This is a genomic window from Bradyrhizobium sp. CCBAU 53340, from assembly GCF_015291645.1.
Taxonomy (GTDB): Bacteria; Pseudomonadota; Alphaproteobacteria; order Rhizobiales; family Xanthobacteraceae; genus Bradyrhizobium.
In genome coordinates this window covers 163,992-176,016 of the sequence record NZ_CP030056.1, presented here as the reverse complement: position 1 = coordinate 176,016, position 12,025 = coordinate 163,992, and the positions used below count along the sequence as shown (strand labels likewise).

Here is a 12,025-nt window from a genome sequence, read left to right as displayed (position 1 = left end):
AGAACCTGTCAGGATTAAATACGAAGGCGCGAAGCTTGGACCGATAGTGTGATCTCTGTGTTGCTGATGAGCTGTCGAGCGGCCTTTGATCGCCAATTCTTCACCAATCGCTGCACCGTGCGCCGCTGATGGCCGCTGAACCGACCGGGCGCATGCGCTTCCAGCAGGGAGAGAAGATCGACCGCAGACAAGTGCGGAGCTGCGGCGAGCCATTCCTCGATGATGGGAATGTATGGGTCGAGCATCGATGGCCGACGTGGCACAGGCTTGCGCCGCACATAGCGACGCCGATGAATGCCTCGCTGCTCACCCTGTTTCCAACCATCGCCGAGCTCTCGGGCAAAGGCCGCCAAATCACTGTGCCCCTGCGCGACAGTCATCGCTGACTTTCCAGCCCGTTGATCGACACGCTTACCCAACTCATTCTGAGCGTCCCGCATCTGTGCCAGCAATGCCACAGGATCAAGCGTCCGGTAAATCTCCCGCAGCCGACCTTTGAATGCCTCATTGAGCCTCGGGTGGACCAATGCTTTTTCGTACGGCGTAGCGGGAGGAAGATAGCACTTGATCATCTTGGCACCTTCGCGGTGCTTCTCCTTCAGCTTAAACGAGGGCTGGAAGAAATTGATGTATAGCCGGGCCGCCGCAAACAGGCGAACCAATGAACGGGCGGCATCAATGCCTTCAAACCGCCCGTAGCCCACCAGGCGGCGAACGATAGCTCCGTTCTTTTGTTCAACGAATGCCTGATCGTTCTTCTTGTAGGCCCTGGAACGAGTGACTTCGACATCGTGAGAACGGCACCACGACACGACCGTGTCGTTCATGAAGGCGCTGTCGTTGTCAAAATCGAGCCCCCGAACGGGCCAGGGAAATAGGTTCTGCGCGCTCGAGAGCTTCGACCACAAGAGCTGCTTCACGCACAACAAGCGGAAAGCATTCGGTCCACCCGCTGATCTGATCTCGCGCTTTGCGCGCATGCTGATCTTCCCTGCCATACCTGCCACCGAACTGATTCGGCAGCTCCGCCCCAGACACGGCAGAGAAGTTGTCCGGTAACATTTTTAGTGAGGCAATGCGGGGGGTCAGTTCCGGATGGCGGGAGCCGGTGACCATGTCGAATGACACATGCTCTGCTTGTGGGCAACAGCGCGGTCGACTCGATCTGTTTCACTCATTCCCGGCGATCTGGCGCCGCACGGATCCACGCCTCGCTTGAATAGCAACTGATGGAGCATTTCTATTATGGAGTTCGGTTGATCTCTCCTACTGAAACCATGACACTATTTAAATTCGCATAATTAATTATGGAATACTTTCGCAATTCTTGGAATATGGTCGAGTATGATCTCGGATTACTTTGATATACTTCCACTGACATTTTGTCCAGATCAGCCGACTTGTGGCGTGTCGCACGCCGGCTCCGAGCCCGGAAAGTGCCGCTGGACGTAACCGCGACGGGCGTTGCGCCTGAGCCAGGACTCAAGAGCCTCGACGGCTTGAACAGATCGAGTCGCCGTCGACCGCGCCCACCGAGACGGCCCCATTCGCGCACCAATGCCGTATCGCCAAAGAGCGTCGGCTCAATCGTGAGCACATAGAACCGCGCCATGTTACGGGCCGGATCGCGACGCTCGAGCACGAGATATTGCACGGTGAGTTCGGACATGCGCCAGAATCGCAGCCGCCGAATCGACCGTCCAATTAAATAAATGAATCGATCAGCGCCAACGATTCAAAAATTTCATGCTGACAACGAGACAGGTCGCGGCGAGGCTCGCGATGGGCGACTGAGCTGAGGCGCGCTCCGGCCTCGCTGGGTGGCAGCGTCTCCCCTGGAGAAGCCGTCTGAACAAGTTGCCATCGCATGGCCGCCAGGTAAATGGAGGGTTTCCTCCTCCGACCCCATGCGTTGCGCAAGACTTTCTCGACTTGCGCGACGAGCTTCGCCCTGTGCTCGGCAGGCAGTTTGTCCAGATTGATCTGCTTCCAGCGTATAGCCGGCAGGTCCGCCGCGCCAGGGACGCCCAGCAGGCTCCAATCCGGCTCGCCGCGCTTGAGGTCCGCCATCACGGCGAATGCGCAGGAGACATCGATATATTCTTCTCAACGGCTGCCTTCTCTGGATCCCAAACTAGAATCCAACACTGACCTTATCGGAATGCTTTGCGAGCTACCTTTTCAAGGTCTGCGGCCGCACTTGACGACCAGCCGTTCCGCTGAGCCCATCGGCGGACCTCAACTGGATCAAACGAATGCCCTTCCTGACGCAGCTGCGCGATTGTGCGCTCTGCGTGTTTCTTGTCTGAGGGATGATTGAGACCCGTACCCAAATTGACGGCTTGGGTCAGGCTCTGCAGCGCCTCCTCCACGGGCTCGGGCAAACTAACGGTCGGTGCCGGTGCAGTAGTGGCTCCTACGATCTGAGCTCCCCATGTCGCTCGCCAGTTTTTGCCGTCGGTATCGTTCCAAGGAAGGTAGACGATCGCTTGCGCGCCGATCGCATCGTCCAGCTTGTTCATGTCTTTGTCCGAGATGTGGCCGCCGATCAGCAGCCCATCTGACCAACTCCCCCGGGAGGTCTGCGCACTTTCCAACTTCATCTGAACGCCCTGCGCCACCAGAACGGGTTGCCCCTTGACGAGCGCCTTTACGACGTTCGGTCCGAGGAATTCGGCCACGATGGTCCGATCGAAGCCGCCCTTCTGCGGCACCACCAACGTCACGCTGGAGATATTCCTTTCCTTGCAAATTTCGAGGACGCTCTTGAAAGCGAGCCGGACCTGGTCCGGCGACCGCTCAACGACATATCGCGCGACTGATGCCACCTATTGTTCCCCTTTAATAGAAAAGCGACCGATCAAACGTAGTTGCTTTGCAAAAAGTTGCATCGCGAATGCGAGTGGTCCTTCGACAATGAGCGAGCGTCGCTTCATGTCTCCCGCCATGCTCTACCGATTTCCCAAGAGCTTGGTTCGAATGAGACTGAATAACTCGGCCTGATACTGCGCATCATGCAGGGCCTGATGATCGCCCTTCAACCGAGGCGACAGGCGCTCCGTCATTTTGCTCGATCGCGTATCGGCCCAATCGCACCCCGTCGCACCCATGAAAAGCGCCTTGATGTCCAAAGCCGTGAACCCGAATGGATTATCGCCCGTGAACCGATGGAAATAATAATTTACGAATGACCAATCGAACGGCGCGTTGAGCCCGACGAAGACGACCGAGCCGTCTTTTTCAACAAGCGCGTCGAGCCACTGCGCGAAGGCCCGCATCGCCTCCGCCGGTTCGAGCCCGTTCTTGGCAAGCTCATCCAGCGACAGGCCGGAAACCTGCAGGGCTTTCGGATCGGCATTGCGATTGATCGGCTTCAATTCGCAGGAGAAGGTCTTTGCCGGATCGTTGACAACGCAGGCGCCGATCGACAGAAGGCTGTACTCACCGGGGATCGGCCCGGCGGTTTCAACGTCGACTGAGACGAACACTTCGGTTTTACGCCTCATGAGATCAATGGCTCCGCCGGCACGAGCGAGGGTCGCGTGCGGATCGCCTGCCAATGTTCGCGGAAGGCGCGCCGGCGATCCTCGGCCGCGCCGCTGTTCTTCCAATGCAGGCCAGAGAGCGTGGTGATGTCAAACGGCAGGTCCGAGCCCTCACGCGCCGTCACCATAGTAGGCAGCCCGCGACCCAGAGCATATCCCAGCTCGAGGAAACAATTCGATCGTCCGCCGGTAATGTCGGCGATCACGACGGCGCTGCGGTGCAACTTGGCGAAGATTTCCTGATCGATACGGGCATGGTCGTGGGCTTGCCGGCCGTCGATGACGACGAGCCGGTAGCCAAGCTCGTTCTCGATCACCGGCTGCACGACGGTGTCGAAAAAGTCCTGCACGTCGGCATAGTCCGGCAGCGCCGGATTCAGCAGCCGCACCGCGAAGGCCTTTGGTCTTTCCAGGGACTCGAGCAGGTCGACGAGGACCGCGACGCGATCGGGGATGGACTGGCGCGGCGGAAACCGGATCTTGTTGAGCCAGTCATGGGCGTCGCCGTCATCCGCAACCTGGAACAGGCGGCGGGTTTGGCTGCTAGTCAATCCGAAGCTGTAGAGCCGGCGAGCGCCCGCCGTTTCCGGCGACACGGGAAGATTGAGGGGAATGATCGGCTTTCCGGCATCGTGGTAGAGATTTGCGAGGTAGAGGACCCCTTCCGTCCCCCCGAGCGCGACAAGAATATCGCCGAAGCGGGCCTGGGCTTCCATGCGCTTGCTGGCCATGTTCCAGTGCGCGGCGTTCTCGATCTTGACCATTGGCGAGCTGCGCAGCTCGTCCCATAGGTCGGCATACTCAGCCGGGACCTGATCTTCGCTCTTGTGGTGCTGCACGGCGACCGCGAGCGGGCCCGGAACATTCGCCGGGCGTGACGCGAGGCTCTCCCTGAGCGTCTTCCAGATCAGCCAGTCGAAGCAGATCGGAAGCCCGTCGGATTTGCGCAGAGGTTCAGCGTCGACAGGCACGACGAAATTCGCACCGCGACGGGCCAATTCCTTGACCAGCGCAGCAACGAGCTCGCGGGCCTGATTGACGTCGGCGGTCGAGGCGATGGCAAGGTCTTCGACGATGCTGCCGGCAATGTGGATGCGCCGGCCGAACAGAGGGGAGCGCGCCATCAGCGATCCTCCATCACCGGCGACGCGGTGATCGCCGCGGCGGCGAGCTTGAGTTGATCGAAGCGCAGTGGCCCGCTCGGGAAGGCCTTTGCCAGCGCGGCCGGATAGAGCCTCGTCCTGATATCCGAATAGGTCCAGGACGGCTTGCCTGCCCGCGCTCCGGTGGCTTCGACGAGCTGCGATAGCTGAATGGGCGTCAGAGACAACCCGGCCAGATCCATCGTGAGCAATTGGCGGCGCTCGTCGTCCGTTGGACGGCGGAACTCCTCGATGATGGCGGCGCGGCGGCACAAGGCAGGATCCAGGACCGACAGCCGGTTGGTGCACAGGATCACCACGATCCGGCCGCCGTACTGGCGCAGGTCATCGACGCCCTGAATGAGCGTGTTCACCGCTACCTTGTCTTCGTGGTGGCTGTGCTCCTGGGCGCGCGAGGCGGCGAGGCTGTCGCCTTCGTCGATGATCAGGACCGCGCGGCGGTGCTTGCCGGCCGATTGAATGACCTTCTTGAAGGCTTCCGCGATCAATGTTCCCATCTCGCCGACCATGCCGCTGCCGCGGACGCGGTTACTCAGCTTGAACAGGATCGAATCTTCGCTTCTGGCCTCGATTACCAACTTGTTGGCGATGCACTCCGCTGTTGCGGTCTTGCCGGTGCCGACATCGCCGTGAAAGATCACCAGCGGATACTGCTCGGCGACGAGATCGCAGATCGGAAGGCTCTTGCCGTGATTCTTGTGGCTCCAGCCCGCCAGCTCGCGGACATTCAGCAGCAGACGAAGCTGATCGTGGACCCGCGCATATCGGGTATCGAACCCCAGAAGGGTCTTCTCGCGTTTGGCCAGCGTATCGCTGGGCAGCGGCGTCTCGCTGTCGAAGATGCTGGGTTGACTCACGAGGCCCAATCCTTGCGCTGCATGCCATAGGCATTGCTGACATAGTTGCGGCCGCCAGCCGACGAGAGAGCGGCATGGCTGGTATCGTCGTAGCAGGTCACCCAACCGATCTTAAGCTTACCTTTCGTGGCTTCGCGTGCGGCACTGGTGTAGTCGTCGGTGTAGCTCAGCACGACACGAAGCTTGGCCCCTGCGACCTTCGGCCAAAGAACGCCGCCGGGCCGGCTCGTAGACAGCGAGCCGGCGTCGGTATCGACTTCGAACCTGACGGCCTTGATCTCGACCCCACTGCTGATCAGCGTGACGTCGACCCATTTGAGGTAGCCGTCCTTGGCCAGGACCTCGATGTCATGGGCGTAGTTGCGAGCCTCCTCCGGAGTCCAGCAGCCGGTGCTGTCCGCGATCATCACGAGATCGGCGTTGACGCGCCGAACGACGTTCTCGATGTCGACGTAGGTGTAGGTCGCGCTCGCGCTTCTGACCTGGGTCATGCTCATCTTCAGTCCTCCGTCTTGAATCGAGGGCCGAAGATCTCCTTCCAGACCTCATTGTCGTTCTCGGCCGATGCAAAATTGGACGTCTCCCAGGCCTCCTGGGCGGCGGCGACGATCTGTTTCCGCTCGTCCTCGGAAATCCGGCTGGTCACGTTGTTGAGGCTGTAGACCGGATCGAGAATGACCACCGGATCGCAGAACGTCGTGAATGGCGCGACATTCTCGGGAAACTTGATCTCTTCCTTCAACTGCGACTGCGCGACGTAGAGGAGGAAATTGCGAAAGCGCTGTTCGATGCTTGCACCGTTGCCCTGCTTGGCGAGGACATGCGCCATGATCAGCTCGATGGCGAAGGACTTCAGCGGCTTCAGTTCCGCCTGGTTGCGCCACTTCTTGGCCATGCGCACCAAGGTGCGGAAATCCGCGTCCTGGTCCTTGCGATCGCGGACGAACTTGATCTGGCAAGGCGCGCAGGTCTGCGTCTTCGTGCCGTCGTGAATGTCGAACTGCCAACCGTAGCCGGCGCGGTTCTCGTCTTCGATGACCGGCACGATATCAACGCTGAGGCCCGTGCCCACGAAGGTGACGGTCGCCGCCTTGCGCTGGATCTCAAAATCCTCGACCGACTTGTTCGGATACTGCTTGATCAGCAGCGCGTAGATCGTGTCGTTCAGGCTATCCAGCGTCTCCTTGCTGACGTCTCGGCCAGAAATGTAAAAAACGACATCGACATCGACCGGATCGACAGCGGTCTTCCGCAGAATCGTGTATTTGGCGAAGGCCGGCCTTCACGACCTTAGTGATCTTGATCTCGGTCTTGTCGCGAACGGTCTTGCGGAGTTCATCGATCAAGCGATCGACCTGCTCGTGGTATTCCTTGCGCTTGTCGGCAGGCAGGCGCAGCACGTTGCTGTCGTAGTACCGCAGTTGAGTATTGTTCAACATCGCTGCTCGATTCCTGCTGGTCGGTTTCGCCGGCGGCTGGCGCAAAAGTACGCCACAGTGGAACTTGTCCGACCCAGACCGGTTTACAAATCCGGGACAATGGAGCGGTATGCGGGCCATATAGGCTCAATTTTCCGCGCATCAAGGGTTTTTGGTTTACAAATTTGTGCCCATATCGTACTTCTGTAAACTGAGACGCAAAGGAGGCCCAGATGATCGGACACAAGCTTAAGGTCGCACGGTCGGCCTCGGGCCTGTCGTTGCGTGGCCTCGCTGACGCCATGGATGGCATCGTATCGGCCCAAGCCATTGGCAAATATGAGAGAAACGAGGATATGCCGAGCTCGCGGGTGCTGATCGCCTTGGCGGCGACGCTCCACGTGACGGAGGATTACCTGCTCAGCGAGGACGAACTTGCCCTTGAGGGCGTCGAGTTCCGCAAGAAGGCGGGCACGTCGTTCCGGGAAGAAGCCGCCCTCGAAGCCCGCGCGATTCACATGCTGGAGCGCTATCTCGCGATCGAGGACCTGCTCCAGATGCGCAGCATCGATTGGGAGCAGCCACGCAGCGCACCACATCCGGTGGCCGATGTCCGGGACGCCGAAGATGCGGCTCGCTCTGTCCGCGAAGACTGGGGTTTGGGAAACGATCCCATCCCGCAGCTCGCCGAGCTTCTGGAGGAGCGCGGGATCAAGATCCTGTCGCTCGATCTCGACGATATCGACGGGCTTGCCGCCAAGGTGCGACGCAAGGACCGCAACGCTGCGCGAGTAATCGTCATCAAGCAAAGCACGTGGTCGGAGCGGAAGCGCTTCAATCTCGCCCATGAGCTCGGTCATATGGTGCTGGCCCCATCCCCCGGCGTCGATGAGGAAAAGGCGGCGCATCGGTTTGCCGGCGCCTTCCTGATGCCGGCCGACGTCCTTCGGGCCGAAGTTGGGGTCAGCCGATCGTCGATCAGTCTTGGCGAGCTGGTCGCGCTCAAGAAGCGTTTTGGCGTCAGCATCCAGGCCATCGCCTATCGCTGCAAGGATCTCGGCATCATCAGCCAGTCCGCTTTTGGCCGGCTGTTCAAGATCTTCGCGGAACGGGGATGGCGGACGGCGCCCTATGAAGAGCCAGGCCGGATGAAGCCTGAACTCGAGGAGCCGAAGCGCTTCGAGAGGCTTTGCTATCGTGCGCTGGCCGAACGAGTCATCGGCGAAGCCCGGGCCGCTGAACTGCTGGGAATAACGGTTCGCGAACTGGACGCTCGTCTGGATCAAGTTGCGGCGTAAGCACCTTGGCGGTCCTCGTTTCCGATACCTCGGTTTTGATCGATCTGGAGCGAGGCGCCTTGCTCGAGGACCTGTTTCGTCTCCCTTTTGAGTTTGCGGTCCCCGACCTGCTCTTTGTTCGAGAGCTGGCCGGGGACCTGGGCGATCGCCTTACTGCGCTCGGCCTACGGGTCGAAGAGCTGTCCCCGGCAGAATTGACCCGCGCGACGACAGTCCGCGGCAACGCGCTCATCTCTCCACGCCGGACACGTTCGCGTTTGCCATCGCGGAGGCCCGCCAATGGACGCTTCTGACCGGCGACGGAGGGCTGCGCGAGTTGGCGACCTCGGTCGGGCTGCAAATGCACGGCGTGCTATGGATTTTCGACCAGCTCGCCGACGGCAACCACTGCGAACTGAGCCGACTGCACGCGGGTTTAACTGCCATTTCCAGGCATCCTCGCTGCCGGCTTCCAACGACGGAAGTTCGGCGACGACTGACCCGGTTCGGCGCGTGAACGATCCACCACGCCCCCCCCCCGAAGACGACCGCGAAAGCGCCGAGCTCACGCCAGAGGTCGTATCCATACCCCCTGCCCGCCGGGACGGTCTCTGGACCATCGAAACCGGCGGCGCAAAGTCAATAGGCGCAAAATCCCTCGACGCTCGGCCTAGGTCCCGAGGAGGTTGGACCATTCTCCTTCATCAAGAGGAAGAAGTTTCATTTTGCCATCAAGCCCGACATGCAACTCAGACCAAGGGCTGCTGTCGCCCTGGCGCGCCAGCTGTCGACGAGGGAGTTTTAGGTCGATGGCGCGATAGACTCTCGCACTTCAATGCTAACGAAGGGCAACATCGTTCCTGGCGAACGCGAACCTCATAGGCGGCTCGCCGCTTTCTATCGGTCGTAGTGTTTGCCGCCGGTGCTGATTTGATAAAGGGTCGCCGAATAAGGAAGACGCAGGAGAATGGGACCTTCCTTCGTGACCTTGCCGAGGACGGCAGCCTGGCACAGGAGGCTGACACCACCCATTGTTCGGTCGCAAAAGGCGTCCGCGCTGTCGATAAAGTTCAGCTTTGTAAGGCGAGCTATGACGACGGTCCGCCCCTCGGGTAACGCGCCAATAGGCTGGACAACAAAGATGGTGATGAACTGCGCGCCAATGATGAGCGCTAGAAGGAGCGCACCAATACCGAGTCAGGCTTTCACCCTCCCCTCCGTCTACCTTGAATAATCTATTTCGGCATACTCGGCGCCGACCCGGGTCGCCATGATCAGGCTTCTCACCCGAGGTGGCGAATCCGGCTTGCAACATCGACGCGCGTTCAGCGGATAGGCGCATCGCGCGCCTTTTCTCGAGCAAGCTACGATCGGCAAAGACGATGTGGGCAAATCTCGCCAAGCCTGCCTCGCGCATCTTCTTGCCGCCAGAGGCGGTGATAAAGACGAGAACGATATTGCGGTTCATGCCCTCAATGCGCAAATCCGACAAACACAACAGCGAGCATTTCTGAGCGTCTGCTGTTGGAATAGGTGGTAGCCATTTTGGCGGCCGCGTGTCGTATGGTGGAGACCATCATACCTCTAGCCACGGCGGGACTTACATCGGCGGCTCGGGCTCTTCTCATAAAGGCGGCTCCTACCGAAATCCAAGCACCGGAAACGTGTACGGCACGCATAGGTAGGCGCGTCCACTGTTCGATAGGCGGCTGAGCTGAAGCCCGCAAGCTCTGGGCTCGCTGGGTGGCGGGCGTACCCCAAAAATTCTCTCAACAAGTTGCTACGAGCGTGCTCGACTGAGATCCCCTCCTCCGACCTCAGGCATTGCGCAAGACCTTCTCGAGCTGCGCGACGAGCGTCGCCCTGTGCTCGGCAGGAAGCTTGTCCAGATTGATCTGCTTCCAGCGCACCGCCGGCAGGTCCGCTGCGTCAGGGACGCCTAGCAGGTTCCAATCCGGCTCGCCGCGCTTGAATCCCATGAGGAAGTCCTTGCGAGCTTGCCGCATTTTTCCCGCGATTTCGGCGATCAGCGTTTCCCGGGTTTTGAGCAACTCGTCCAGGGTCACTTCATCGGCGGTCATGCCCTCAAAGCCGTGCGTGAATTCGTGCTGGATGTCCTTGCGACGAGGAACCACGACCTCGGAGATCGGCCGGTCATGGCTGATGAGGTAGACAATGAACGCTTTGCGGAGATCGTCCGTGATGCCTTCGTTGGCGAGCAGATCGCGGACATCGAAGAGGTCGCGCGGATGCTGCCGGTCGAGCGCCGCGACAAGCTTGCCGGCGTATAGATCGGCGAACGAAACGACTTTCATCTGCGCGAAGCCGAACGTCTCTTCGACGCTCGGCGACACGTCGCGCAGCTCCGGCTCGAAGACGCAGCCCCTGATCACCGGCGTGATCTCGATCTTGATCTGCGCGTCGCCTTTCTGGACGGTCAGCTTGGTGACGATCTTTTCACGGGGATTGACGACTTCCGTCAGCCGCGCGCCCGGCAATCCTTTCCTTATGGCCTCTGTCATGCGCTTCATCGCCGCATCTATCGCCGCAAGAGATTCGGGACGCGGAGCCACCGGCAGATATGTCAGGTCGATATCGACCGATAGGCGCGGCATATCTCGGTGGAAGAGATTGATGGCGGTGCCACCCTTGAGCGCAAAATCGGGCTCCGCCGCGACGAACGGGATCGTCTCGATCAACAAGGCCACTTGATGCCGATATTTTTCAGACAGGGGCATTGAGGTCGTCTGGGATGGTTATGAGGTATTTGGTGTCGAGTTTGCCGCCCTTGACGAGCATGCGCTTTCCCGTGCCGAGATTGACTTTCGACTTGTCGATCTGTTTGAGCCAAGCGTGCTGATGTCGCTCCGCGAACCAGAAAAACAATCGTTTGACCTTGACGCTTTTGCAGTCGTTCAGAAGCATTTGCAGCCGCCGGGGGCTCAGGCTCCTCAAGCCTTCCGCCAGTGCATCGACGTGATGGAAGCTTTCGTGGCGGGGCAATTCGTCGAGCAGTTCGAGAAACGCGCGTTCGGGCGTCGATACCGTGAGAGGCCAGTCGAATGGTCCCGGTATTTCCCGCGTTGTCCCCGACTCTGATGTGGGCAGGCTCCCGTGCGTTTTGAACAGGCTTTGCGTGCGGTGAACGCGGAATTTCTGTTTGAGCGGAAGTTTGCCGAGCCAGCCGGGAGCAGACCGCGTTCCGTATAGATGTATGGTCGAAGGACCCGTCTGGCTCAGGTAGTGGCCGAAGCCTTGCACTTCGATGGCGGTGCGTCCGCCAACGACGAAGTCGGAGCCGAGCAATCGCTGGAGTGACACGACGGCGCCCTGCCAGGAGAGTTCACCGAGCGGGCGCTTGAAGGTTCCCCGCGCCGGCTGAACGAGCCAGCCGGCCGATACGTATTGGCTGCGCAAGCTGGTGGAATATCCATGTCGTTCCATCCAGGCGGCATCGACCAGAAGTCCCTGCGGAAGGGTCCTTTCGAGCCTGTTTAGCTTTCTGTCCTTTTGCTCAGCCATACTAAGTAAACTAGCGCATATTCAAACTATATCCAAGGTTTAAGTTCTATCCATTTCCCATGGCCAGACTAAGTAAAATCGTCGTCATACAAACTCACCTCGGGATCCAAAGTTGACGCGCGTTCCTATTTTGTTCTATTCTGGACTACATTCGTGCGAGGCTGCTCGTGCACGCGTTCGGGTAGATCGACGTGTCGGTGGAAAACCCGCCGGCCAAGGTCGAAATCGACGACGCGTATGTGG

Annotated in this window: 11 protein-coding genes and 1 pseudogene; 1 reads left to right on the top strand and 11 read right to left on the bottom strand. The window is 59.7% G+C overall.

The annotated features are described in order from the left end of the window. Window positions 1-14: 14 nt before the first annotated feature. The 9 genes and pseudogenes from XH89_RS37440 to XH89_RS37400 all read right to left on the bottom strand — a co-directional run bounded on the left by XH89_RS37440 (window position 15) and on the right by XH89_RS37400 (window position 7,004). Window positions 15-998 carry a hypothetical protein gene (locus XH89_RS37440; RefSeq protein WP_128929584.1) on the bottom strand — a complete coding sequence of 328 codons (984 nt, stop codon included), beginning with the start codon at window positions 996-998 and terminating at the stop codon, window positions 15-17. Window positions 999-1,243: 245 nt separating this feature from the next. Beyond that, on the bottom strand, window positions 1,244-1,669 hold the full coding sequence (locus tag XH89_RS37435) for a WGR domain-containing protein (protein ID WP_371746380.1): 426 nt from the start codon (window positions 1,667-1,669) through the stop codon (window positions 1,244-1,246). 35 nt (window positions 1,670-1,704) lie between these two features. Next, complete coding sequence (locus tag XH89_RS42200) at window positions 1,705-2,070, bottom strand: hypothetical protein (RefSeq protein ID WP_128929585.1); 366 nt, start codon at window positions 2,068-2,070, stop codon at window positions 1,705-1,707. Between the two features lie 83 nt (window positions 2,071-2,153). Further along, a complete protein-coding gene (locus tag XH89_RS37425; RefSeq protein ID WP_128929586.1) occupies window positions 2,154-2,828 on the bottom strand; it encodes a hypothetical protein in 675 nt (224 codons plus the stop codon). Window positions 2,829-2,951: 123 nt separating this feature from the next. Then, window positions 2,952-3,506, bottom strand: a complete 555-nt coding sequence (locus XH89_RS37420) for a 3'-5' exonuclease (RefSeq protein ID WP_128929587.1) — start codon at window positions 3,504-3,506, stop codon at window positions 2,952-2,954. Then, a complete protein-coding gene (locus tag XH89_RS37415; RefSeq protein WP_128929588.1) occupies window positions 3,503-4,669 on the bottom strand; it encodes a hypothetical protein in 1,167 nt (388 codons plus the stop codon). The genes XH89_RS37420 and XH89_RS37415 overlap by 4 nt, the downstream gene beginning before the upstream one ends. Next, window positions 4,669-5,565 carry an ATP-binding protein gene (locus XH89_RS37410; protein ID WP_128929589.1) on the bottom strand — a complete coding sequence of 299 codons (897 nt, stop codon included), beginning with the start codon at window positions 5,563-5,565 and terminating at the stop codon, window positions 4,669-4,671. Before XH89_RS37410 ends, XH89_RS37415 begins: the two co-directional genes overlap by 1 nt. Further along, entirely contained in the window at window positions 5,562-6,062 is a 501-nt protein-coding gene (locus XH89_RS37405) for a hypothetical protein (RefSeq protein ID WP_128929590.1), read from the bottom strand. Before XH89_RS37405 ends, XH89_RS37410 begins: the two co-directional genes overlap by 4 nt. Before the next feature lie 2 nt (window positions 6,063-6,064). After that, window positions 6,065-7,004 (bottom strand): annotated as a pseudogene (locus XH89_RS37400) (CBASS oligonucleotide cyclase). Between the two features lie 212 nt (window positions 7,005-7,216). On the opposite strand from XH89_RS37400, the gene XH89_RS37395 reads away from it, so the two are divergent. Next, the gene (locus tag XH89_RS37395; RefSeq protein WP_128929591.1) at window positions 7,217-8,281 is read left to right on the top strand and encodes an XRE family transcriptional regulator; all 1,065 of its coding nucleotides are present in this window, start codon (window positions 7,217-7,219) and stop codon (window positions 8,279-8,281) included. 1,796 nt (window positions 8,282-10,077) lie between these two features. Here the strand turns inward: XH89_RS37395 and XH89_RS37390 are convergent. Together XH89_RS37390 and XH89_RS37385 are read right to left on the bottom strand one after the other, a co-directional pair. Then, window positions 10,078-10,998, bottom strand: a complete 921-nt coding sequence (locus XH89_RS37390; protein ID WP_128929592.1) for a nucleotidyl transferase AbiEii/AbiGii toxin family protein — start codon at window positions 10,996-10,998, stop codon at window positions 10,078-10,080. Beyond that, a complete protein-coding gene (locus XH89_RS37385) occupies window positions 10,985-11,782 on the bottom strand; it encodes a type IV toxin-antitoxin system AbiEi family antitoxin (RefSeq protein ID WP_128929593.1) in 798 nt (265 codons plus the stop codon). Before XH89_RS37385 ends, XH89_RS37390 begins: the two co-directional genes overlap by 14 nt. Window positions 11,783-12,025 lie beyond the last annotated feature (243 nt).